The organism is Flavobacteriales bacterium (assembly GCA_016715895.1).
Lineage (GTDB): Bacteria > Bacteroidota > Bacteroidia > Flavobacteriales_F > PHOS-HE28 > PHOS-HE28.
The window spans coordinates 34174-56576 of record JADJXH010000004.1 but is presented as its reverse complement, the minus strand read 5'-3'; the positions used below and the strand labels follow the sequence as shown (position 1 = coordinate 56576).

Genomic DNA, 22403 nt, shown 5'->3' with positions numbered 1-22403 from the left:
CCTCATTCCACCAACAGTTTCCCGCCCGCGAGCCACTTCCCCTCGCCGACCACGTGCAGCAGGTAGGTGCCAGGAGAAAAAGCTGAAACTGGAAAGCTGAAAGATGAAACACCTCCGGTTCTCACCATCTTCTCCCTTCTCACCTCCCTCCCCATCACATCCTGTACCACCAGCTCCACCGGGCCCAGGTCCGCGCCGCCAGGTGGGGCCAGCTCCACGGTCACGGTGTGGCCAGGGGCCACAGGGTTGGGCCATACGGAAAAGTACTGCTGTAGATCGATGGCATACTCTTCCACCCCCACCAAATGGCAGCCGGGCACCACACAACCCAGACTATCGGTCTTGATCAGGAACATGGTCTGTAGGCCTGGCGTAGGGTCGTTGCTTCCCTGTTCCGTTTCACCGCAGATCACGAAGCCCCCATCGCTGGTAGGGTCGATGTCATAGGGCATGTTCTCGGACCCGCCCCAATAGGTGTACACCACATAGCCGCGCGACCAAAGGCTGTCCCCGTTGGCGTTGAACTTGGCGAGCTGGCACGCACCGGAGTGCCAGATGCTGCAGACGATGCTGCCATCGGGCAGGACCTCGAGATCACCGGGTACGCTGCTGCTGTTGGGGCTCCAGTGGCTTTTCTTGCTCCACATCACTACGCCGTTCAGGTCCCACTTGCGCAGCTCGATCTGTTGCCAGGCCGCAGAACCGACTGATTCCTTGTAGTCCGAAAACGTGATGATGTTACCATCGGAGGCCGTGCGCACAGAAGGGATCATCCACCCCAAATTTCCGTACTGCCTACGCCAGATCTGATTACCGAGGCTATCAGTGCGGAACAAGGTGTGCGAGTCATTGGGGTTGCCTTCGGAATGGATCGCACTTAGAGCGAACCCTCCGTCCAAAAGCTCACTGAGACTGTAGGCATTCTCCTGCTGACCTATGTTGCCGTAATTCTTTACCCACAACGTGTCTCCCTGGTGATCTGTCCGTACAATAAGGGCTTGAGGGCTATCATCTATTGGGTCATAAACACCACACAGTGCGTACCCGCCATCCATGGTCCGTATAGTTTGCCAATGTTGGATGAAGCTGGAGTCCTGAGTGCTGTACGAGAGCAGCCGCTTGGTGGCCACCGTATCCCCATCCTCATTGAACCAGTACAAGTTCAGGGTACACTCGTAGGGGCTGGGGCCGTAGGTGGTGATCCCGCTGACCAACAGGGTATCACTGCGGACCATGGCGCCGAAGAGGCCGTTGTTGAACGTCCTGTTCACGTTATGATGGATCGCCCGCTCATGGGTCACCTGGCCTGAAGAGTTCGTTCGGCGCAGGATGACATGCGTCCTGCCGGTCGTATCGCCATCGTGCCAGCGTTGTATGCTGCCCACCAGGTATCCTCCATCGTTTAATTCGACCACACTGTACGCAGGCGCGTTATTATCCATCTGCACGCTGTCGAAGTCCACGATGAAGGTGTTCTGGGCGGGGAGCGAAATGCTCCCCGCCAGAACAACGGTCAATACCGCGAAGGGCTTGCTCATCGCGAGATCGTGAACTTGACCTCACCCAGGCGATAGCCATCCCGCTGTGCCGTGGCGAGGTAGAGGCCTGGAGCCCAGTGGCGGGTGTCGATCACCACAAAGGGGGCGCCCTCACCGATGCGGACGGCATGGATCAGCTTCCCTTGTGCGTCGTAGCAGACCAATTGACCGGCCATGACCCCTTGTAAGAAAGTGATCACCACCCGGTCGTTCGCCGGGTTGGGGTAAGCCTGTAACAGGTCGTATGTCCCTTCCCATTGGCGCTTCCGGGGCTGCCATAAGGTGCGTAGCTCCGCCGGGATCAAGGCTGGCGGCAGGCTGTCAAATTCAGCCAAGCCGATCTGGGCTGCCCAGGCCGCCGCGCTGCCTTGGCGTCCTTCTTGAACGGCATACAGCTCCAATGCCTGTAGGTCATCACCTTGAATGTCGCTCCAGCTCCCCTGTGCGCGCAAGAGCATGGCCCCGAGGTCGATCACTTCATCCGCTCCCTCCACCTCGTGTAATAATGCCTCCAGCGTGGCTGCGGTGGCCGCATCACTCCGGCTGCAGGCTAGCCAATACTGTGCGAGCCGTGCGGTGGGGCTCGGGTCCATGGCCAGCACCACGTCCATGCTGTCGGTGGGGTCGCCGGTACTCAAGGTGTCCTGGGCATAACGCCGCAGCAGGCGGTGCTGAAGGCGGCTCTTTTGGCCTTGGCGCAGCACGATCTCCTGCTCATACAATTCGCGGGGGCTCTGCTGCCCCTGGTACTGGTCGACCATGGCCAGGAAGAAGGGGCTCAGCACCTGGCTCTCCTCCAGGGCCTGCCAGACCTCATTGGTCAGTTCGCTGTTGCCGATCAGCACCTGGGTCAGGTGCCAGGGGTCCATGGGCACCTCGCGCCAGATGGCCGCCACGAGCACCTCATCGCTCAAGGGGGATTGTTGCAGCATTGCATCCCGCAACACATGGCTGGGGTGCCAGGGGTTGGCGAAGTGGATCAGCTCCAGCAGGTCCGGCTTGTCGCCGCCATCCACATTACCCAGGTATTGGGCCACGGCGCTGGCCAGTTCCTGCAGGCGGAGCTGGTATTCGTTCAGTTGGACGACATGCCCACCTCCTCCTAAATCGTCCAGGATTCCATTCTTGCAGTCCTCCACTTTATTAAATGCCACATTGCTCCCTACCACTTCCAGGTCGTAGTACTCATCTACGAATGAGAGCGGGTCGTAGGACGGTGCCGGGTCGTGGATGCACTTGGGCCGCAGCTCAGGGTTCAAGGAAGGGTCATTGTCCTGCTCAAAGTACTTGTAATCCACATCGAATAGCGCTGGGCTGATGAGCGGATACACGTACACGTCCTTCGGGTCGCATGGGAAGCTGGATTGCCGGAAGAAACGGTTGTTGGCGGCCATGGAGGCCGGGTTCGACTCACCCTGTGTGGCCCTGATGGATCCATCCTCTGCCAGTACCATTTGGTCGTAGGAATTTTCCAGGGTTTGGCCATGATCACCACACAGCCATTGCAAGCCTGGTAGGGTGGTTGTGCCAGGTAGTCCGGGGCCTACATGGTCGCCATATGCGATGGTTCCAGCCGTCAGCCCATCAAAGACGTTGTCGTAGGTCCGGTTGTCCTCGTTGGCCGGCCCCCGGAACCAGATTCCCACGGTGGGCGAGAGCGCGTTGGGTTCGCCGAGGAAGGTGTTGCGCTCCACCGTGTACCCCTCGCTGCTCCAGAGGTACATGCCACAGCTGGCCGTTCCTCCAGGCAGTACATCCGTTGTGAGCGTATGGAATTCGTTGTTCGTCACCACCGGCTGCCGCCCTTGGAAGTCGATGAGCCCGTAGTAGGCGTTGTTGTGGAAACCCATGCCGTCCACTTCGTACACCTTGGTCATGTCCGGGGCAAAGGCCAGTACGCCTATGGAGAGGTTGTCAAAGGTGTGGTCCGCGTAGTTCATGCCCCCCTTGCAGGTGAAGGTGGCGTCGAAGGCATAGATCCCCCAGCCGCGTCGTTTCAGTTGAAAGGCCGTGTGGTCGTTATTTCGGAAGGCACAGCCACCGAAGCGGACGCCGTTGACATCGGTCAAGCGAGCATGGCACAATGGCGATATGGCCATGTCAGGCCAGTCGGCATCAGTGATGAACTCGGTGTTGCTGAAGGTGCAGAGATTATAGAATTCGTTGCCACCCACGATGCGATGGAACCGTTCGATCCGCACTCCGGTTATGTTGTTCCTGAAGGTGCTGTTCGACGTGAACACGCGACCTCCATAGTGGTCGGGATCACCGGCATTGGGCGTGAGCTCCCGCGCGCACCACACGCCCACCTCCGCGTTGCGAACCTCGCTGCTCCAGAGCGATAATCGTCCTTGGTATTGTTGGGATTGCGTCCCATCGCTGGTGGTGCCCTCCACGCGGATGCCTTTCCACCATTCCCCCTCGCATGCGCTGGTGAAGGTGCAGTTGGTGCAGGTGAGGCTGGCGCCAGGTTCGATCACCAGGGCGGCATCCGCGCTGAAGGCGAAGGTGAGGTCCTGGGCGGTGATGTGAGCGCCAGTGGGGAGGCGCAATTCTTCGCAGATGCGCACCACGGGTTTATCGCAGAACGGGTTGTCGGTCGGCGTCCAGTTGCCCACGCCCACAGGTGCGGCATAGGCCACCGTACAGGTCATGTCCTGGAGCTCCTGGCAGCACACGGGATCGCTCATGCGCTCCAAGGAGGCATCGTCGTAGCCCTGGGCCTGCAGCAGGTGGTAGCGGTCCTGCACGTTGTTCCACCCCAGGGAAGGGTCCGCGCAGAGGCTCGCCTGATCCACTGCAATGGCCTGTGGCAGCCAGGTGGCCGTGTTGGGATCATCCGGTCCGCTCAAGGCGCTGAGCCAGGCGTTGCCCTGGTCGTCCGTGCCGGCCACATACAGCGCGAGCCCATTGCCGTCGGGGGCCGGGGCGAGCTCCAGCTCGCTGTCCACCGAGGGCAGCAAGGCGATGGTGGGAAAGGAGTTGGTCGTGAGCGTGGCCCAATCGAAATAGCCCAAGTGGTGCAGTCCATCCCAAAAGGGCTGGCCATGATCGGCGAGGCTCCGGCACCAATACACCAACGCACCATCGGCGGTGAACTCCACCCCTCCGGCACCGGGGTAGGCCACGGTGGTGCCCAGGTTGGTCGGCGCAGGTGGTGCGGTGATGAGCAGGTCGCCGATGGGTACGATCTCGTAGAAGGTGCGTGGTACGGTGGGCAGTGCGGCGTCGTACGCGGCCACATGCACCAGGAACGCGTTGTAGTCCGGCGGGGGCGGCATGATCTGGTCGCTGTACAACGTGATGCTGAAGGCCACGCGCACGGTGCTGCCCACGGCCACGGCCTCCAACTCGCCCTTGGCCACGCGTGGCTGAGCTGTCGGGTTGAGGACCGCACCGGCCAGATCCACGGGTTGGCTGCCCAGGAGCAGGATGCTGCTGCTGGTGAGTTCGTACCGGGCGATCACCTCACCGTTGGTAGCGAACAAGAAGGTGCGGCCCGTCGCTTCGGAGCGGATGGCGTCCATATGCAGACAGCGCTCGCCGGCACCCCAGGGGTCAGCGAAAGGTGCGCCGAGGTCGACCGCGATCGGGTTCGCATAGGGCCATGCGAACATCAGATCGTACCCGGCGGCGTCCAGGTCCGTGTCGTCCAGCACGCGTCCGCGCCGCTCCGGGTCGTTGGGGAACGCGGGGTTCTGCAGGGTCATGTCGAGCACCGAGACGTGCAGCACGGGATCGGCCTGGGAGCCGGCCACCGCGATGCTGTGGAAGAGATACCAATGACCGCACCGACCCGGCACGGGGGCTACGATGAGCTCCGTGCTTCCGACAAGGAGGCACCCCGCATTGCTGCTGCAGCCGAGGTCACCTCCTTGGGCGATGCGATAGCCATTGCGGTCGTACAGGTCACCGTCCATGGCGAAGAACAGGATGCAGCCCAGGTCGTCCAGTTGAACATAGGCCGATGTGGTGGCCGCGCCACCGCTGTACTGGTCCGCACCGGCATTGGGGTCGTTGGGTTGGGGAAGGGCGAAGATGCTCGCGGGTTCACCCGGGGTCAGCACCACCACCTCGTTCCCCTGCACCCAGCTGGTCCGCTGGGCCTGGGCGGTGGTGGCGCCGGTGATCATCAGGAAAAGGAGCGTTCTACCCCCCCCTTTGTGAACAACGTGTTGAAACGAATGCAAAACTGGACCAGGAAGGGCCGGATGGCAGGGGTTCCAGAGCGTTTCATGATGATCGGTGTTGTGATTCGATGATCGTAAGGACGATGGAAGGTACAACGATAGGAGCTTTCATTCGGCACCCGACCTTTGATCCCATCGAATGTTCGGCATTCATCTACCGGTCCGGTGAACCATGGCGAAGAAGGGAAGCTCCGATCACCGATCATCCGCTCGTGAACAGGTGCGTGATGGCGCCGTGCAAGAGCCCGCTTTCGTGCGGCTCAAGCGCGTCCCCCTTCGCGACACTCCGGCGGACAAGCGCGATTTCTTCGCCGACGTGATGGACGTGGTGCGCCAGATCCCCCGCGGACGCGTGACGAGCTATGGCGCCATCGCCCGGTACCTCGGAGCTGCGCGATCGGCCCGCATCGTGGGCTATTGCATGAACAACAGCCACACGGTGAAGCCGAAGGTGCCCGCCCACCGGGTGGTGAACAGCAGCGGTCTGCTCACCGGCAAGCACCATTTCGGACCGGAGGACCGCATGCGGAAGCTGTTGGAGCGCGAAGGGGTGAAGGTGAAGGATGATCAGGTGGTCGACTTCGCCCGGAGGTTCTGGGACCCGGCCAGCGAGCTCGACCTTTGAGGCCCTGGTGGCATCCCGTCGGATCGGCTACCTTCATCCTCCGATCAGCCATGGCCATGGTGATGTTCGTTGCCCACGAGGATGCCGACACCCGGATCGAGGTGTACCCCACGCAGCAGCTGGTTCGGCTCACGTGGAAGGAGGCCGTGCCCGGCCCGAAGTACCGGGAGACCCTGCTCCGCTTGTTGGAGATCGTGCGTGCGCACGGCCTGAAGCACTGGCTCAGCGACGGACGCCGCATGGGCCCCATCCTCTTCGCCGACCAGGCGTGGACCATGAGCGCGTACGTTCCCCTGCTGGTGCAGGCCGGCATGGCGCGCATCGCCATCGTGAGCAGCGAGGATGTCCTGAACCGGATCGCCGTGGACCGCATGGTGAACGCCACCCCGGCCGATGTGCCGTACACCATCGCCTTCTTCCAGGATCCCTCCATCGCCCAGCTGTGGCTGATGGACAGGGCGGGATCGGCGGCGGTGCCGGCGCGGTGACCCCGTGAACAGCGCACCGTGCCGGGCGTTAGTTTCGCGCACCGTGCCCATGCCCATCACCGACGAAGCCATCCAAGCCGCCCTTTCGCGTGTCATCGAGCCCGACCTGAAGAAGGACATCCTGGCCCTGGACCTCGTGCGCGAGGTGGTCGTTGACGAGAACACGCTGCACATCACCGTGGAGGTGAGCAACCCCGCCCTCCACAGCCGCAAGCGCATGGAGGAGGCCGTCACCTTCCAGGTGAAGAAGGAACTGGGCAACGAGGTGCAGGTGCGGGTGACCGTGAACCCGCTGAGCGGTGAGCGCGCCAACGTGCGCAAAGTGCTGCCGGGCGTGAAGCACATCGTGGCGGTGGCCAGCGGCAAGGGCGGTGTGGGCAAGAGCACCATCACCGCCAACCTGGCCGCCGGGCTGGCAGCACGCGGGCTGAAGGTGGGCCTGGTGGATGCCGACATCCACGGCCCCAGCATGCCGCTGATGTTCGATGTGCTGAAGGAACGCCCCCGCACCAGCGAGCGCGACGGGAAGCCGGTGATCGTGCCCGTGGAAGCGCATGGCGTGAAGCTGCTCAGCATCGGCTTCTTCGCCGAACCGGACCAGGCCATCGTGTGGCGCGGTCCCATGGCCAGCAAGGCCCTGGAGCAGCTCTTCAAGGACGGGGATTGGGGCGAGCTCGATGTGATGCTCGTGGACCTGCCCCCCGGCACCGGGGACATCCACCTCAGCCTGGTGCAGGCCGTGCCCCTCACCGGCGCCATCATCGTCAGCACGCCTCAGCCCGTGGCCCTGGCCGATGCGCGCAAGGGCGTGGGCATGTTCCGCCTGCCCAGCGTGAACGTGCCGGTACTGGGCATCGTGGAGAACATGGCCTGGTTCACCCCGGCCGAGCTGCCCAACAACCGCTACCACATCTTCGGCCAGGGCGGGGCCCGGAAGCTCGCCGAGGAGCTCGGCGTCCCCTTCCTCGGGGAGGTCCCCCTGGTGCAGAGCATCCGCGAGGCGGGGGATGTGGGCCGGCCTGCGGTCCTGCAATCCGGCACCCCGAGCGCGGCCGCGTTCACCGACCTTTGCACCGCCGTGCTGGAGCGCCTCCGCCAGCCGGTCACCGCCTGAACCATGCCCCGCCGCGAACACAGCCAGCTCGAACAACGCGTGCAGGAAGCCCTGCGCGACCTGCGCCCCTTCCTGGAGGCCGACGGCGGCGACATCACCCTGGAGGAGATCACTTCGGAGGGCATCGTGCGTGTCCGATTGCACGGCGCCTGCCGCGGTTGCGCCATGAGCCCCATGACCATGAAGGCCGGCGTGGAGGAGGCCATCAAGCGCGTGGCCCCGCAGGTCAAGGCCGTGGAGGCCGTGAACATGGGCGAGGTGGTCTGAGGCCGGAACATCCCTCCCCCGGGCGTGTTCCTTCGGCAGTGACCGGCATCACGGAGCGCCCCACCCCCGCCCGTACCTTTGCCGCGCATTTGCCCATGGAGAGCCCCACCCGGACGAAGACGGTCCAAGAGCGACGCAACGTGGTGATCCTGTTCGCCGGGGACAGCGGCGATGGGATCCAGTTGACCGGCGCGCAGTTCACCGACACCAACGCGCTGTTCGGCAACGACGTCAGCACCTTCCCGAACTTCCCTGCGGAGATCCGGGCACCCCAGGGCACCATCGCCGGCGTGAGCGGCTACCAGCTCCACTTCGGCAGCACCGAGGTCTTCACCCCGGGCGACCAGGCCGATGTGCTCGTGGTGATGAACGCCGCCGCACTGAAGGCCAACCTCGGGAAGCTCAAGCAGGGCGGCATCATCATCGCCAACAGCGACGGCTTCGACGCCAAGAACCTGCGGCTGGCCGGCTACATCGACCGGCAGGACCCCCTCACCGACGGCACCCTCGCCAACTACACCGTGCACGCGGTGGACGTGACGAAGATGACCCGGAACGCCCTGGCGGACACCGCCCTGGGCATGAAGGAGAAGGACCGCTGCAAGAACATGTTCGTGCTCGGCTTCATCAATTGGATGTACAGCCGCAGCCTGGACAACAGCGAACAGTTCCTCGCACAGAAGTTCGGGAGGAAGCTGGAGCTTCTGGAGGCCAACCGCAAGGCCCTCCTTGCCGGCTACAACTACGGCGATACCAGCGAGACCTTCACCACCCGCTTCGAGGTGAAGCCCGCACCGCTGCCCAAGGGCACCTACCGCAGCATCACCGGCAACCAGGGCATCGCCCTCGGTCTGGTGGCCGGGGCCCAGAAGGCGGGCCTCGACCTGTTCTACGGCAGCTACCCGATCACGCCGGCCAGCGACATCCTGCATGAACTGGCCCGCCACAAGAACTTCGGCGTGCGCACCTTTCAGGCCGAGGACGAGATCGCGGCGATCTGCTCGGCCATCGGTGCCAGTTACGGCGGTGCGCTTGGCGCCACAGCGAGCAGTGGTCCCGGTATCGCGTTGAAGGGCGAAGCGATGGGCCTTGCCTTCATGCTGGAGATCCCGCTGGTGATCGTGAACGTGCAGCGCGGCGGCCCCAGCACCGGCCTGCCCACCAAGACCGAACAGGCCGACCTGTTCCAGGCGGTGCACGGACGCAACGGCGAAGCCCCGATCCCCGTGCTCGCCGCCAGCAGCCCCACCGATTGCTTCGAGATGGCCTTCGAGGCCGTGCGCATCGCCGTGGAGCATATGACCCCGGTGATCCTGCTCAGCGACGGCTACATCGCCAACGGCGCGGAACCCTGGCGGTTCCCCTCGGCCGCCGATCTGAAGGCCATCCGGCCGCCCTTCGCCACGCCCAAGGCGGAGGCGGACATGGAGAAGTTCCTCCCGTATTCGCGGGACGAGAACGGGGTGCGCCCGTGGGCCATCCCCGGCATGGCCGGCCTGCAGCACCGCATCGGGGGCATCGAGAAGGAGGACGGCACCGGCAACATCAGCTACGATCCGTTGAACCACGAGAAGATGGTGCGGCTGCGGGCCGAGAAGGTGCGCAAGGTGGTGGAGGGCGTTCCCCCCCTGGACCTGAGCAACGGGGTGGACAGCGGTGACCTGCTGATCCTCGGCTGGGGCAGCACCTACGGGGCCATCAAGACGGCCGTGAACGAGCTATGCGCCGAGGGCCGCTGCGTAGGCCATGTCCACCTGCGCTACCTCCACCCCTTCCGCAAGGAGCTGGGCGAACTGATCTCCCGCTTCAAGCGCGTGCTGGTCCCCGAGATGAACAGCGGCCAGCTTCGCCAGCTGATCCGCGCCGAGTACCTCGTGGACGCCAGGGGGCTCAACAAGATCCAGGGCATGCCCTTCACCGCCGCGGAGATCAAGGCCGCCGCGATCGAACTCCTCCAGCCATGACCACCGCCTCGGAAGTGATCAACAGCAACGGCGCCCCGGCGAAGGTGGACTACGCGTCCGACCAGGAAGTGCGCTGGTGTCCGGGCTGCGGCGACTACTCCATCCTGAAGCAGGTGGAGACCGTCCTCAAGGAACAAGGGCGCCCCAAGGAGGACATCGTCTTCATCAGTGGCATCGGCTGCAGCTCGCGCTTCCCGTACTACCTGGATACGTATGGCATGCACAGCATCCACGGGCGCGCCCCCGCCATCGTCAGCGGCCTGCGCGCGGTGCGGCCGGACCTGAGCGTGTGGATGATCACCGGTGATGGCGATGCGCTCAGCATCGGTGGCAATCACCTGATCCACCTGCTGCGCCGCAACGTGGACGTGAACGTGCTGCTCTTCAACAACGAGATCTACGGCCTCACCAAGGGGCAGTACTCGCCCACCTCGCCCGAAGGCGCCGTGACGAAGAGCACGCCCATGGGCAGCGTGGACCATCCCTTCAATCCGCTGGCCCTGTGCAAGGGCGCCGATGCCACCTTCCTGGCCCGCGCCATGGACCGCGACCCCAAGCACCTACGCGAGGTGCTGCTGGCCGCCGATGCACATCGTGGCACCAGCCTCATCGAGATCTACCAGAACTGCAACGTCTTCAACGACGGCGCCTTCGAGGTCTTCACCGAGAAGGCCAGCAAGCCCTTCCACACGCTCTTCGTGGAGCACGGCAAGCCGCTCGTCTTCGCCAACGGCACCAAGGGCATCAAGCTCGATGGCATGACCCCGGTGATCGTGGACCTGGCCGACGGCAGCGCATCGATGGGCGACCTCTGGGTGCACGACCAGCACGACAGCTTCAAGGCCAGCATCCTGGTGCGCCTCTTCGAGGATCCGCGCCATGAAGGGGCCATGCCGCGACCCTTCGGCCTGTTCTATGTGGCGCAGCGCCCCACCGTGGAGGAGCGCATCAACGCCCAGGTGGCCCAGGCCAGGGAGAAGAAGGGCGGGGGTGACCTGGATGCGCTGCTGCGCGGGGAGCGGACGTGGACGATCGGGTGAATGTCGAACAGGCATCTTGCCTGTTCACTTCAAGGATCGGCCCTCAGAACCAAGCACTAGTGTCCGCCCGGGTATCCAGCAAGGTGATCATCAGTATCCTATCCGGATCCACACGATAGATGGCTTACACATTCCTGTGGATCGGACCCATGCGAAGATCCGGATGCGCAGGGGACGCCGGTAAGCCGTTCGGGTAGCGGAGGATCAATTCCTCGAACTCCATGACAAGGGTCAGGAACCGCTCGGCGATGCGCTCGTTCCACTGATGACGAACGAAGCCATGAATGCGCTCCAGCTGTTCGAGCGCTTCCGGCGTCCACTCAACCCTTGGCGGACCGGCCATAGCGCTTCCATACTTCTACTGAAGGAATGGTCCTGCCTGCGTCGGCATCGGCCAAACCGCGATCGATGGAAGCTCTCTGCTCCGGGGAAAGTGTGGCGTACCAGTCCTCCGCTTCGCTGGCCTTCTTCCAATGGAGCAGCGACGCGATCACACCAGGGTCCTTCAGCTTGGTCAGCCACTCGATCAATTCGAGCTTCATGGCGTCGGTGCTCATGGCTTGCGGTTCAGTGTTTCAAAGGTAACTCGGTGAGCATGGACGCGACTTCTCGGTGTTGTTTCATTCCTCTCCGGGCACTCCCTCCCCCCAGCACGGGAACACCACCGGCAACAACGCGCTCCTCAACTTGTATCGCGCTTGTTTCGCCTGCTGCCGCTTCGCCTCCCGCTCCAACCACTCCAAGTGGCGCGCCTGTTCCACAAGGTCGTTCACCAGGGTCGTGGTGACCTGGGGCATTAGCACCATACGCTGCAATTCCGCATCGCTTGTGGGCTGCATGCTGATCGAAATACTCGATCCGCCCTTGATGTTCTGACGTGATGCAGCAAACTGCTGCCGGTCCTTCCTGCCCATGCAGACCAGGTCGTACTCGAAGAGGCTGTTCAGTTTCTCTGTGAAAGCGCCGTCCTTCTCCACCACGCGTTGGTAGCTGCTCAGTTCCTTGGGAAAGAGGTATACGCGGAGTTCGCCAACGGCACCAAGGGCATCAAGCTCGATGGCATGACCCCGGTGATCGTGGACCTGGCCGACGGCAGCGCATCGATGGGCGACCTCTGGGTGCACGACCAGCACGACAGCTTCAAGGCCAGCATCCTGGTGCGCCTCTTCGAGGATCCGCGCCACGAGGGGGCCATGCCGCGACCCTTCGGCCTGTTCTACGTGGCGCAGCGCCCCACCGTGGAGGAGCGCATCAACGCCCAGGTGGCTCAGGCCAGGGAGCAAGAGGGCGGGGGTGACTTGGATGCGCTGCTGCTCGGGGAGCGGACGTGGACGATCGGGTAGGTCCGACAGGCATCCAGCCGCCACGGCCCGCCCTGAACCTCTCCTCCGCCTTCACGTACACGGGCCTGATGCCCACGCGCGCGCTCGCGGTCCGTCCGCCTTTCGGGTTCACCATCGGCCTCTTCCGCACCGGGGACCCCGGTGCGGTGCCGGCATGGCGCGCCGAGCTCGACCGCACGGCCTGGCGCCATCACGTACTGGGCAGCTGGGTGGCGGCGCTGCTGAATCCGCTCTTCGCCCTGAACGACCACGCGGTGATGCCCGAGCGCTGGACGGAGTTCCTCGTGCTCCGTGTTCTGGTCAGCGCCGCGATCGTGGGGCTCATCGTCGGACGCAGGCGGTTGCCGCTCACACCGGCCTCCTTCGTGTTCGTGCCCTTTCTGCTGATCAGCCTCGAGAACGCCTACATGTGGAGCTTCATGGGGCCCGACCTGTTCCGATTGCACGCGCTGGCCTATGCGGTGCTCTTCGTCGGCGCCTCGATGATCATCCTCTGGCCGCTGGCCTGGGGCCTTGCCGTGGTCGGCCTCACCGTGGCGGCCAACGTCCTCTTCCTCGGTGCGCACAGCGCGCTGTCACCCCCCGAAGTGATGGCCCATGGCGGCACCCTGCTCGCCGCCGTGATGGTGATCTCCACGGTGATGGCCCATAACCGCCACCGTCTGGTGCAACGCGAGGTGCGCCTCCGCGAGGACCTGCGCGCCCGCACCGCCGAGGCCCAGGAGCAGCGCGCCGTGATCGAAGCCGCGCACCGCGACCTCACGGACAGCATCCGCTACAGCCTGAACATCCAGCAGGCCGTGGTGCCGGATATCTCCCTTCTCGACCGGCACACCGGAGGGCATTTCCTGCTCCACCGTCCCAAGGACATCGTGAGCGGTGATCTGCCCTGGTGCGCACACCTGGACGGGCGCACCATCTGGGCCGTAGCGGACCATACCGGACACGGTGTGCCCGGTGCCCTCATGAGCATCCTGGGCAGCACCCTGCTGCATGCGGTGGTGGTGGAACAGCGCGTGGCGCGTCCGGCCGAGGTCCTGGACCGCTTGCGCGACGCGATGATCCGTGCCCTTCAACGGCCGGGCGGACAGGGGCCGATGGACGGGATGGACATCGGGCTCTGTGTGCTCGACCATCGCGCCGGAACCCTGCGCTTCGCCGGGGCCCTGCATCCGCTCTATCGGGTGCGTGGTGGCGTGCTCACCGAGTTCACCGCGGACAGGATGCCTGTCGGCTTGCTGCCCGATGTGTCCGGGTCCTTCACGGAGCAGGAGGTCGATGTCCGTCCGGGCGATATGCTCTACCTCTGTTCGGACGGGCTCCAGGACCAGTTCGGCGGTCCCGCGGACAGGAAGTTCGGGCGCAAACGCCTCAAGGAACTGCTCTCCGACATCGCCGGCCTGCCGATGCACGAACAGGAGCGTCGCGTGCAGGACGCGCTGGCGCTCTGGCAGCAGGAGAGGCCCAGCGTGGACGATGTGCTCGTGCTGGGCGTGCGGATCTGATCAGCGGATGGCCTCCAGCTTGCGCTTCAAGGCTTCAAGTTCGCTCACGGCCTGCTCCTTGCTCACCTGGTGCACCTGCTGCGCCTTCTGCGCGTCGGGGATCTCATCCTGGCGCTTGTTCGCGGCCTTCTGGGCATCGGATTCCTTCTTGAGCTGCTTGGCCAGGTCCTGCTGCACCTTCACGAGCTGCCCTTGAACCTTGGTGAGCTTCTCCAGGTCCTTCGGGGCCTGGCTGGTGTTGTAGCGCTCCTGGGCCCGCTGCTGCTCCTTCTGCAGCTGGGCCTGCTTGTCAGCGAGCTTGCTCTTCTCCTTCTTGGCCTTCTCCAGGTCGCTGGCCGCATTGCTGGCCTTCTTCTGGGCCTTGGCCTGGTCGCTTTGTGCGCTCTCCAGCTTGCTCCCGGCCTTGTCCACGATCTTCTGCTGGGCATCGATCTGCTGCTGCACGATCGCGCGGTTGAGCTGGATGGCAAGGGCATGGGCGGCATCGCGCCCTCCCTCGATCGCCGTACTGTCGTTCGCAGCGAAGGTCACGCGCATCCGCGCTCCACCCGCTTTCTTGTCCTTTGCCGCCGAGGCCAGCAGCAGCACCGGGGCTTCACCCAGTACGGTCACGGTCACCAGGCCGCTCATCGGGTCCGAGCCACTGAACTTTGCGTTCTGGCCGGCATAGGCGGCCTTCAACGCGTTCAGGGCCGCGCCGGGTTCCGCTTCGTGGACCATGAACGCATGAGCCGGCAGCTTGTGGGTTTTGTTCACCACGGTGTCCTGTTCCACCGCGATGGGGTTCGTCCAGTTGAGCAGATGACCGCTGGCCGACCTGTCCTGCGCGAGCAAGGGGACCGTTGCGGTGGACAGAAGCGCTGCGAGCGCCAGTGTGCGGAAGGGAGCACGGTGGTTCATGCCGCGAAGCTAGCGCCCTGGCCGGGAGCCGGCCTCACCGGGATCACAACAGCCCCAGCCGGCCCATCACCTTGTCCACGAAGCCCAATCGCACCGGCACGCGATAGGCGACGAAGAGGCGCAGGTTGCCCACGTTCCAGGCATAGGTGGCGTCGCGTGCGGGGTTGGTGCTGGAGGTCTCGTTCGAGAAGGACAGGCCGACGCAGGTGCGGGCGCTGTTGTAGCCGAGTGCGATGCGCTGCTGGCTCCGCAGGCCGGCCGACCAGATGATGTCGCGCCGGTCCGTGTCCGCTTCCGGATACCAGCCTTCGCTGCGCACCAGGCCAAGGCCACCTGCGATGGAGAGGGAGAGGAACACATGGTGCCGGATGACGAAGGTGTGCGCGTACCCGATCAAGCCCCCCAGCTCGGCCTGCTCCAGGCGCCGGAAGCGCAGGGCGGGTGCGAACAGGCTGTCCACTTCGGATGGTATCTCCGGCCGCTCGGACCGCATGGCCTGGAACACCCCGTAACCACCCACCAACATGGACCCGGCACTGCGGCGCTGCCACGCGTCCTGGTTGAACGCCGCCCGGTAGCTGAAGCGACGGTTCCCGAGGATGTGCAGCACGCTGAGCCCGAGGTTCTCCTGCACCAGGTCGGGACGCACCCGGTCCTCCCGCAGGATGCGCGCATAAAGCGTGTCGCCCTCCGTGGAACCGGGGTAGCTCAACACGTCGATGTAGTAGCCCTTGTAGGATTGTGCGAACAAGTTGGCCGCGAACCGCCGACCGAACAGGTTGCCCTGGGCATCGAGGTAGCGCGTTTCCCCCAGCTCCGCATCGTCGTTGTTCAGGAATCCGAACCCGAAGCCCAGGTTGCCCGTGAGGCCGCGGTAGCTGGCGCCGAGGCCCAGGTTGATGTTGGTGTTGGGCCGGTAGGTCACCCGGCTCTCCCGCGCCCCATCACGCAGTTCGATCGAGTTGAACTTCGTGCTCATGTACACCCGCAGGGTCAGCAGGTGGGTGAGGTCCAGCACGTAGGTGCTGTCGAAGCCGCCGTTCGTGGGTGTCGCCCAGCGCTCCGTCTGTGCGTTCAGCGTTGGAACGACCTCCAGTGCGGCGAACAGGACGACGGAGCGGATGCGGAGCACGGACCTTCAGGACTTCAGCCCGGCAGGCACCGTGCATACCGGGATGGGCTCCATCTTATGGCGGTTGGCCGCGTTGCGCCGATCGTAGATGGCCAGCACTTCGCGCTGCCTCGGGGTGAGCTCCAGCGTCGACGGGTCGCTCGCTCGTTCGCGCAGGTCCATGGCCCATTCCAGCTCCGGATAGCTCGCGCCGATCTGGTCCTCATCGCTCCGGTCATCGCCCCAGAGGCCGTCGGTGGGCTTCGCCTGAAGGATGCTGTCGATCACCCCCAATGACCGGGCCACGGCAACCACCTCCGTCTTGGTGAGGTCGGCGATGGGGGAGAGGTCCACCCCGCCATCCCCGTACTTGGTGAAAAAGCCCACGCCGAAGTCCTCCACCTTGTTGCCCGTGCCGGCCACCAGGTGGCGCAACAGACCGGCGAAGTAGTAGAGCGTGGTCATCCGGAGGCGGGCCCTGGCGTTGGCCTGGGCCAACTCCATCACCGCCCGGTCGGGGAAGGACGGAAGGGAGGCGATGAACTGGTCGAAGACCGGCGTCAGGCCCACCACCTCCATGCGCACGTTCGGGTGACGCTCGCGAAGCCAGCTGATGTGGTCCTGTGCGCGCTGCACCTGGGCATGCGCCTGGTGGATGGGCATCTCCACGCAGAGCGTGGGCAGGCCCGTCCGGGCGCAGAGCGTGCTCGTGAGCGCGCTGTCCACGCCGCCGCTGACGCCCACCACGAAGCCGTGCTGGCCGGTGCGCACGCATTGATCCTTCAACCACCCCGAGATATGGTCCGCGATGCCGATGCTGTCCATGGTCGTCTGCAATGGGAAAGGCCCCGCGAAGGTGCGCAGGGCCTTTCAATGGGTCGTTGACCGGGATCAGAAGTACACGCCCAGGAGCAGCTCCGCATAGTGCAGCTTTCCGTGGGCCTCCACCTCGTCGGCCACTTCGGCATCCTTCCGGTCGAAGAGCTTGTCCTTGTCGAAGGTGTCGGTGAAGCCGTTGTTGTAGTTGATGCCGAACACCAGCGTGGTGTTGCCGGCGAACTTGTACTCGGCGCCGATGCCCACCACCAGCGAGGCCCTGAACGGCACCGTTTCCGACAGGATGTTGGCCTTCTCCTCGCGGTCGAACTTCGCATCCGGGCCGATACCGGTGCTCGCTGCGTTGTAACTGTACACATCGCTCTTGGCCGACACGCAGAAGGCCGAGCCGAAGCCCAGCTGGCCGAAGTAGGTCATGTAGCCCATTTCGTTGGTCTTGAGCTTGATCAGGATCGGCAGTTCCACATACTGATACCGACGGGCGAACTCGAAGGAAGGGATGGTCCGCTCCAACCCGCCGACGGAGGTCTTGTAGGCCTTGCTGGTCTGGTTCGCGCCGAGGAGGTTCATGAAGAGGCCCGTGCTGAGGGCGTAGTTGTCGCTGCCCAGGCGGAAGTCGCCCATCAGGCCGAAGGAGAAGCCGAGGTTCACCCCGTCGCCCTCCAGCTCCTTGGTGGTGGAATTGATCCAGCCCAGGTTGGGGGAGGCCTTGATGCCGAGCTTGAAGCCCCGGGACTCCTGGGCCATCGACGGAAGGGCCAGCAGGCTTGCGACAGCCAGGGATAGGAACGCCTTCTTCATAGGTTTGCGCGATGTTCGTTGGCGTCAAAGGTAATCGGGCGGTGCGCTTCCTTTCCGGTGCGATGCTCCTGCAGCTCATCGCCTGTGGCGCTCCGACCGGCTCCGATGAAGTGGAGCCCGTTCCGGTGCAGCTGGTGCCCTATCGACTGGACCAGCTGCTCTTCCATGCACCCGCCGATTCGCTCGCGGCCGTGAGCCTTCGCGCCTACGCCGACCTGGGGGACTTCCATCGCATCTACGTGGAGCAGGTGCTGCAGGCGGCTCCGCTGGATGATCCGCGGCTCAGCATGGCCCTCATGCACTTCACCCGCGATCCGGACTGGTCCGCCGCACAGGCCGCCGCCGACAGCCTCTTCGGTGACATGGCCTCGGAACGCGCGGCGTTCGGGTCCGCCTTCGGAAGGCTGAAAGCGCTCTTCCCCGACAGCCTGGTGCCGCGCGTGGTCATCTTCAACGCCGGATACAACTACGGCATCTTCCCCACGGACAGCGTGCTGGGCGTCGGCATCGAATGGTTCATCGGCGCGGATCATCCGGTGGTGGGCCTTCTGGCCCCGGAGGCCTTCCCCAACTATGTGAAGCGGCGGATGGTGCCCGACATGCTGGTGCCGGCCGCGATGAAGGGATGGCTGATGGTGCATTACCTGAGGGATGCCACCGGGGAGGACCTGCTCACCCAGCTGGTGGAGGTGGGCAAGGTGATGGCGCTGCTCGATGCCGTGCTCCCCGAGGCCGATCCCGCGCTCAAGCTGGCCTTCACCGCGGAACAGCTTGCCTGGTGCGAGGCCAACGAGTTCAACATCTGGCGCACCCTCGTCCGCGATGGGCACCTGTTCAGCAAGGATCCCCAGCGCATCGCCACCTGGCTGAACGACGGGCCTTTCACGAGCGGGCTGCCCCGTGAAAGCCCCGGACACATCGGGGAGTGGATCGGCCTCCGGATGGTGCAGGCCTACCTGAACGCCCATCCGGGCACCCGGCCGCCCGACCTCTTTCCGGGGCCGGACGCCCGCACCATCCTGAAGGCCTACAAGCCCCGCGACTGAACATCACCATGAGGACATCGGAGATCCGGCTCGACGTGCAACTGGACGAGAACCATGTGCCCGAGCGCATCCATTGGGAGGCCGAGGACGGCGGGGCGCGCAGTGAGGCGCGCGCCGTGCTCCTGGCGCTCTGGGACGAACGCGAGCAGAACACCCTGCGCATCGACCTGTGGACGAAGACCATGAGCGTGGACGACATGAAGCGCTTCTTCCACCAGAACATCCTCACCATGGCCGACACCTTCGAGCGTGCGACCGGGGAAGGGCGCATGGCCGCGCAGATGCGCGATTTCGGCGCCTACTTCGCCGAACACATGCTGGGTGCGAAGCCGCAGGAGTGAGCCTCGGGACCCGGCAGGGGCGGCGTCGGGGACCGTTGGCCCTCACCCCTCAACCACCGGCCACCCACTGCGCGTTGATGCCATCGATGTACTCCAGGACGGCCTCACGTCCCTGACGTGTTCCGCTGGAGGTGATGAACATCAACGGCAGGTTCTGCCAGGTCTTCTTCAGCACCCTTCGGAACAGCGCGACGTTGCTCTGCACCTTGGGCTGGGCCAGCTTGTCGCTCTTGGTGAAGGCGATGACGAAGGGGATGCCGTTCTCGCCCAACCACTGGATCATGTCCAGATCGCTGTTCTGCGGCTCGTGCCGGGCGTCCACCAGGACGAACACGCATTGCAGGTTCTCCCGTGTGAGCAGGTACCGGTCGATCATGCGCTTCCACTCCTCCCGCTCGCTGCGGCTCGTGCGCGCGAACCCGTATCCGGGAAGGTCGGCCAGGAGCCACGGTCGACCCGAATCGCCCCGGGTCGGTTCCACCCGGAAGTGTTCCACGTTCCTGGTCTTGCCCGGTGTGGCGCTCACGCGCGCCAGTTTGTTGATGCCCACGAGCATGTTCACCAGCGAGCTCTTGCCCACGTTGCTGCGACCGATGAAGGCGTACTCGGGCAGGGTGGGCGCAGGCCAGTGCCGGGCCTCGCGGCCGCTGCCCAGGTGCGTGGCGTTCAGGGTGCGCATGACCCGGAAGGGTTGCAGCGCCGATCGGAAGTCGCGGACACGGCGCTCAGGCCAGCTTGCGCGTCAGCCATTCGTCGAGGATGCGGTTGAAGACGGCGGGTTGCTCCATCATCGCTGCATGGCCGCATTCATCCACCCAATACAGCTCGCTGCCGGGGATCAGCTGGTGGAACTCCTCGGCCACCTCCGGCGGGGTGATGCCGTCCTGCCTTCCCCAAATGAGGCATACGGGCATGGAGAGCTTCGGCAGGTCGCGCGCCATGTTGTGCCGGATCGCGCTCTTGGCCAGTGCGAGGATCCGGATGAGCTTGGCCTTGTCGTTCACCGTCTCATAGCACTCGTCCACCAGCTCGTCCGTCGCATGCCGAGGGTCATGGAAGGTGAGGGCGATCTTCTTGCGCAGGTACTCCTTGTCCTCCCGGCGGGGGAAGCTGCCGCCGAAGGCGTTCTCGTACAGGCCGCTGCTGCCGGTGAGGATCAGGGTGCGCACACCTTCGGGCCGACGGGCGCAGTGGATCAGGGCCACATGGCCGCCCAGTGAATTGCCCAGCAGGTTCACCTCGGTGTAGCCCTTGTGCCGGATGAACCTGTGCAGGAATTCGGCCAGGGCGGGCACGTTCGTGCTCAGCATCGGCATGCTGTACAAGGGCAGCATGGGCACCACCACCCGGTACCGCCCGGCGAAGTGGCGGAACACCTCCTCGAAATTGCTCAGGGCCCCGAACAGGCCGTGCAGGAAGAGAAGCACGGGACCATCGCCCTCCTCCACGTAGCGGAACTCGCCTTCCTCCTTCAACCCGTGCAACATCGGTACCGCGCGGCCCTGTGGGGGACCGCTTCCGTCCAAATGTAGTGAAGCGCTCCCGTCAGCACCCGCACCTGCAGCGGGCTATCCACAAGCCGATGTGAGCAAGCCGGGTGCGGGGTGAGCAGGCTTCGGTGGTTCCGATGGGAGCTTCGTGGTCGCGCCATTCGGGATGCTGTGATCCTGGAAGGTGCCCCGCGGAGGGTGTTCATTACTCCCACTTTCTCCCACCTCGCTGGGTCCTTGTTTTTCCAATGTTGATGAGGGGTTTGGCAACAAATCCCGAGCTTCGCCGTTGACAAGTTATCGACAACAGGGTAAGAAGTGGGAGTGAGTGGAGCAAAGTGGGGCAAAACCTCTACTTTCGCTGCCGTCTCGCACGCGCATCCGCATGCTGAACCTCCTGGGTGAATACGATCTGCGGCTGGACGCCAAAGGGCGTCTGGTGCTGCCGAGCGGGCTGAAGCGTCAGCTCGCCGAGGTGGCGACCAAGGGTTTCGTGATCGCCCGCGATGTGTTCAAGCCGTGCCTGGTGCTGTACCCCATGAGCGAGTGGGAGCGGACGCAGGCCATGATGGCCCGCCTGAACCCCTTTGTGGAGAAGAACCGGGAGTTCATCCGGCGCTTCACGAACGGGGCCACCCGGGTGGAGCTCGATGGCAGCGACCGCATCCTGCTGCCCAAGCCACTGATGGACCATGCCGGCATCGGCAAGGACCTGAAGGTGATGGGCCTGCTCGACCGGGTGGAGCTCTGGAGCAAGGAGGGCCATGCTCGGATGCAGCGCGAGGCCGTGGACCTCACCGCCCTCGCCGAAGAGGTGATGGGCAGCCTAGGCAATGCGAATGGCCAGTGAGTACCACGCTCCCGTTCTTTCCCAACCTTGTGTCAATGGCCTGAACATCCGTCCCGATGGCGTCTACGTGGACGTCACCTTCGGCGGCGGCGGGCACAGCCGGGCGATCCTCGAACGCCTCGGTCCCCAGGGGGCGCTCATCGCCTTCGACCGTGACGCCGACGCGTGGGCGAGGGCCCTGCACGACCCGCGGTTCACGCTGGTGCGCTCCGACTTCCGGTGGGTGCGCAACCACCTGCGCTTCCTCGGCCGGCTTCCGGTCGATGGCCTCCTGGCGGATCTGGGGGTGAGCAGCCACCAGTTCGACACCGCGGCGCGCGGCTTCAGCTTCCGCCACGAGGGTCCGCTGGACATGCGCATGGACCGGCGCGCACGACGCACCGCGGCCGACCTGGTGAACGCCGCGGATGAGGCCGGGCTCACCCGTGTGCTGCGCACCTATGGTGAGGTGGACGCGCCGCATCGTGTGGCCCGCTGCATCCTCAGGGCCTCCGCCGGGAAGCGCATCACCACCACCGGGCATCTGGTGGATGCGCTCCGACCGGTGACGCCGCGCCAGGATGCCAACGGCTTCCTCGCCCAGGTCTTCCAGGCCCTGCGCATCGCGGTGAACGATGAGCTCGGCTCCCTGGAGCGCCTGCTCACCGAGAGCCCGTCGATCATCCGGCCCGGTGGCCGCCTGGTGGTGATCAGCTATCACAGCCTGGAGGACAGGCTGGTGAAGCACTGGATGCGCGCGGGCGACCTCGGCGGCGAGGAGCGGAAGGACCTCTACGGCAACAGCCTCCGACCCTTCAGGCCATTGAACACGAAGGCGATCAGACCGGACGACTTGGAGATCAACCAGAACCCCCGGGCGCGCAGCGCCAGGCTCAGGATCGCAGAACGAACGTGAACCGCAACCGACCCCGCACCCCAGAGGAACCCGCAGCCGGGGGCGCTCCCGCGCCGCC

Annotated in this window: 23 protein-coding genes; 12 read left to right on the top strand and 11 right to left on the bottom strand. The window is 64.6% G+C overall.

The genetic code is table 11. The annotated features are described in order from the left end of the window. Positions 1–2 precede the first annotated feature (2 nt). Positions 3–1538: a hypothetical protein gene (locus IPM49_08950; protein ID MBK9274652.1), complete on the bottom strand. Its 1536-nt coding sequence runs from the start codon at positions 1536–1538 to the stop codon at positions 3–5. Continuing rightward, positions 1535–5671, bottom strand: coding sequence for a hypothetical protein (locus IPM49_08945; protein ID MBK9274651.1), 4137 nt, complete (start codon positions 5669–5671; stop codon positions 1535–1537). Before IPM49_08945 ends, IPM49_08950 begins: the two co-directional genes overlap by 4 nt. 229 nt (positions 5672–5900) lie before the next feature. Here IPM49_08945 and IPM49_08940 point away from each other — a divergent pair, with 229 nt between their 5' ends. From IPM49_08940 to IPM49_08915, 6 genes are all read left to right on the top strand, one after another. Then, positions 5901–6353, top strand: a complete 453-nt coding sequence (locus tag IPM49_08940; protein MBK9274650.1) for an MGMT family protein — start codon at positions 5901–5903, stop codon at positions 6351–6353. Between the two features lie 50 nt (positions 6354–6403). Further along, on the top strand, positions 6404–6841 hold the full coding sequence (locus IPM49_08935) for a hypothetical protein (GenBank protein MBK9274649.1): 438 nt from the start codon (positions 6404–6406) through the stop codon (positions 6839–6841). Positions 6842–6890: 49 nt separating this feature from the next. Then, complete coding sequence (locus IPM49_08930) at positions 6891–7955, top strand: Mrp/NBP35 family ATP-binding protein (protein ID MBK9274648.1); 1065 nt, start codon at positions 6891–6893, stop codon at positions 7953–7955. A 3-nt stretch (positions 7956–7958) separates the two neighbouring features. Further along, positions 7959–8222, top strand: a complete 264-nt coding sequence (locus tag IPM49_08925) for a NifU family protein (protein MBK9274647.1) — start codon at positions 7959–7961, stop codon at positions 8220–8222. A 95-nt stretch (positions 8223–8317) separates the two neighbouring features. Then, the gene (locus IPM49_08920) at positions 8318–10186 is read left to right on the top strand and encodes a 2-oxoacid:acceptor oxidoreductase subunit alpha (GenBank protein MBK9274646.1); all 1869 of its coding nucleotides are present in this window, start codon (positions 8318–8320) and stop codon (positions 10184–10186) included. Next, positions 10183–11226: a 2-oxoacid:ferredoxin oxidoreductase subunit beta gene (locus IPM49_08915; GenBank protein MBK9274645.1), complete on the top strand. Its 1044-nt coding sequence runs from the start codon at positions 10183–10185 to the stop codon at positions 11224–11226. The genes IPM49_08920 and IPM49_08915 overlap by 4 nt, the downstream gene beginning before the upstream one ends. 124 nt (positions 11227–11350) lie before the next feature. Here IPM49_08915 and IPM49_08910 read toward each other — a convergent pair whose 3' ends face one another. The 3 genes from IPM49_08910 to IPM49_08900 all read right to left on the bottom strand — a co-directional run bounded on the left by IPM49_08910 (position 11351) and on the right by IPM49_08900 (position 12203). After that, a complete protein-coding gene (locus tag IPM49_08910; GenBank protein ID MBK9274644.1) occupies positions 11351–11569 on the bottom strand; it encodes a type II toxin-antitoxin system RelE/ParE family toxin in 219 nt (72 codons plus the stop codon). Further along, complete coding sequence (locus IPM49_08905) at positions 11547–11783, bottom strand: hypothetical protein (protein ID MBK9274643.1); 237 nt, start codon at positions 11781–11783, stop codon at positions 11547–11549. Before IPM49_08905 ends, IPM49_08910 begins: the two co-directional genes overlap by 23 nt. A 63-nt stretch (positions 11784–11846) precedes the next feature. After that, positions 11847–12203 carry a hypothetical protein gene (locus IPM49_08900; protein ID MBK9274642.1) on the bottom strand — a complete coding sequence of 119 codons (357 nt, stop codon included), beginning with the start codon at positions 12201–12203 and terminating at the stop codon, positions 11847–11849. Between the two features lie 6 nt (positions 12204–12209). On the opposite strand from IPM49_08900, the gene IPM49_08895 reads away from it, so the two are divergent. Both IPM49_08895 and IPM49_08890 read left to right on the top strand, forming a co-directional pair. After that, a complete protein-coding gene (locus IPM49_08895) occupies positions 12210–12569 on the top strand; it encodes a hypothetical protein (protein ID MBK9274641.1) in 360 nt (119 codons plus the stop codon). Next, the gene (locus IPM49_08890) at positions 12554–14074 is read left to right on the top strand and encodes a serine/threonine-protein phosphatase (GenBank protein ID MBK9274640.1); all 1521 of its coding nucleotides are present in this window, start codon (positions 12554–12556) and stop codon (positions 14072–14074) included. The genes IPM49_08895 and IPM49_08890 overlap by 16 nt, the downstream gene beginning before the upstream one ends. Here the strand turns inward: IPM49_08890 and IPM49_08885 are convergent, their stop codons facing one another. The 4 genes from IPM49_08885 to IPM49_08870 form a co-directional block, all read right to left on the bottom strand. After that, a complete protein-coding gene (locus IPM49_08885) occupies positions 14075–14974 on the bottom strand; it encodes a hypothetical protein (GenBank protein MBK9274639.1) in 900 nt (299 codons plus the stop codon). It abuts the gene before it with no gap. 43 nt (positions 14975–15017) lie between these two features. Beyond that, positions 15018–16106, bottom strand: coding sequence for a DUF4421 family protein (locus IPM49_08880; protein MBK9274638.1), 1089 nt, complete (start codon positions 16104–16106; stop codon positions 15018–15020). 6 nt (positions 16107–16112) lie between these two features. After that, the gene (nadE, locus tag IPM49_08875; protein ID MBK9274637.1) at positions 16113–16910 is read right to left on the bottom strand and encodes an NAD(+) synthase; all 798 of its coding nucleotides are present in this window, start codon (positions 16908–16910) and stop codon (positions 16113–16115) included. 66 nt (positions 16911–16976) lie between these two features. Next, the gene (locus IPM49_08870) at positions 16977–17723 is read right to left on the bottom strand and encodes a PorT family protein (GenBank protein MBK9274636.1); all 747 of its coding nucleotides are present in this window, start codon (positions 17721–17723) and stop codon (positions 16977–16979) included. A gap of 62 nt (positions 17724–17785) precedes the next feature. Between IPM49_08870 and IPM49_08865 the strand changes: the two genes are divergently transcribed. Then, on the top strand, positions 17786–18769 hold the full coding sequence (locus IPM49_08865; GenBank protein MBK9274635.1) for a hypothetical protein: 984 nt from the start codon (positions 17786–17788) through the stop codon (positions 18767–18769). 8 nt (positions 18770–18777) lie between these two features. Further along, the gene (gldC, locus tag IPM49_08860; protein ID MBK9274634.1) at positions 18778–19110 is read left to right on the top strand and encodes a gliding motility protein GldC; all 333 of its coding nucleotides are present in this window, start codon (positions 18778–18780) and stop codon (positions 19108–19110) included. 49 nt (positions 19111–19159) lie between these two features. On the opposite strand, the gene IPM49_08855 is transcribed toward gldC, so the two are convergent. Further along, on the bottom strand, positions 19160–19789 hold the full coding sequence (locus tag IPM49_08855; protein MBK9274633.1) for a YihA family ribosome biogenesis GTP-binding protein: 630 nt from the start codon (positions 19787–19789) through the stop codon (positions 19160–19162). A gap of 46 nt (positions 19790–19835) precedes the next feature. Next, positions 19836–20597: an alpha/beta hydrolase gene (locus tag IPM49_08850; protein MBK9274632.1), complete on the bottom strand. Its 762-nt coding sequence runs from the start codon at positions 20595–20597 to the stop codon at positions 19836–19838. Positions 20598–20985: 388 nt separating this feature from the next. Between IPM49_08850 and mraZ the strand changes: the two genes are divergently transcribed. Both mraZ and rsmH read left to right on the top strand, forming a co-directional pair. Continuing rightward, a complete protein-coding gene (gene mraZ, locus IPM49_08845; protein ID MBK9274631.1) occupies positions 20986–21450 on the top strand; it encodes a division/cell wall cluster transcriptional repressor MraZ in 465 nt (154 codons plus the stop codon). Next, positions 21434–22345, top strand: a complete 912-nt coding sequence (gene rsmH / locus IPM49_08840) for a 16S rRNA (cytosine(1402)-N(4))-methyltransferase RsmH (GenBank protein ID MBK9274630.1) — start codon at positions 21434–21436, stop codon at positions 22343–22345. Before mraZ ends, rsmH begins: the two co-directional genes overlap by 17 nt. Positions 22346–22403 lie beyond the last annotated feature (58 nt).

Excerpts from the sequence above, each read along its gene's own strand:
- IPM49_08940 (MBK9274650.1), top strand. The coding sequence starts at position 5,901 with ATGGCGAAGAAGGGAAGCTCCGATCACCGATCATCCGCTCGTGAACAG.
- IPM49_08915 (MBK9274645.1), top strand. The coding sequence starts at position 10,183 with ATGACCACCGCCTCGGAAGTGATCAACAGCAACGGCGCCCCGGCGAAG.
- IPM49_08885 (MBK9274639.1), bottom strand. The coding sequence starts at position 14,974 with ATGAACCACCGTGCTCCCTTCCGCACACTGGCGCTCGCAGCGCTTCTG.
- gldC (MBK9274634.1), top strand. The coding sequence starts at position 18,778 with ATGAGGACATCGGAGATCCGGCTCGACGTGCAACTGGACGAGAACCAT.
- IPM49_08905 (MBK9274643.1), bottom strand. The coding sequence starts at position 11,783 with ATGAGCACCGACGCCATGAAGCTCGAATTGATCGAGTGGCTGACCAAG.
- IPM49_08920 (MBK9274646.1), top strand. The coding sequence starts at position 8,318 with ATGGAGAGCCCCACCCGGACGAAGACGGTCCAAGAGCGACGCAACGTG.
- IPM49_08910 (MBK9274644.1), bottom strand. The coding sequence starts at position 11,569 with ATGGCCGGTCCGCCAAGGGTTGAGTGGACGCCGGAAGCGCTCGAACAG.
- IPM49_08945 (MBK9274651.1), bottom strand. The coding sequence starts at position 5,671 with ATGATCACCGGCGCCACCACCGCCCAGGCCCAGCGGACCAGCTGGGTG.
- rsmH (MBK9274630.1), top strand. The coding sequence starts at position 21,434 with ATGCGAATGGCCAGTGAGTACCACGCTCCCGTTCTTTCCCAACCTTGT.
- IPM49_08930 (MBK9274648.1), top strand. The coding sequence starts at position 6,891 with ATGCCCATCACCGACGAAGCCATCCAAGCCGCCCTTTCGCGTGTCATC.
- IPM49_08935 (MBK9274649.1), top strand. The coding sequence starts at position 6,404 with ATGGCCATGGTGATGTTCGTTGCCCACGAGGATGCCGACACCCGGATC.
- IPM49_08925 (MBK9274647.1), top strand. The coding sequence starts at position 7,959 with ATGCCCCGCCGCGAACACAGCCAGCTCGAACAACGCGTGCAGGAAGCC.
- IPM49_08855 (MBK9274633.1), bottom strand. The coding sequence starts at position 19,789 with ATGCGCACCCTGAACGCCACGCACCTGGGCAGCGGCCGCGAGGCCCGG.
- mraZ (MBK9274631.1), top strand. The coding sequence starts at position 20,986 with ATGCTGAACCTCCTGGGTGAATACGATCTGCGGCTGGACGCCAAAGGG.
- IPM49_08870 (MBK9274636.1), bottom strand. The coding sequence starts at position 17,723 with ATGAAGAAGGCGTTCCTATCCCTGGCTGTCGCAAGCCTGCTGGCCCTT.
- nadE (MBK9274637.1), bottom strand. The coding sequence starts at position 16,910 with ATGGACAGCATCGGCATCGCGGACCATATCTCGGGGTGGTTGAAGGAT.
- IPM49_08950 (MBK9274652.1), bottom strand. The coding sequence starts at position 1,538 with ATGAGCAAGCCCTTCGCGGTATTGACCGTTGTTCTGGCGGGGAGCATT.
- IPM49_08850 (MBK9274632.1), bottom strand. The coding sequence starts at position 20,597 with ATGTTGCACGGGTTGAAGGAGGAAGGCGAGTTCCGCTACGTGGAGGAG.
- IPM49_08865 (MBK9274635.1), top strand. The coding sequence starts at position 17,786 with ATGCTCCTGCAGCTCATCGCCTGTGGCGCTCCGACCGGCTCCGATGAA.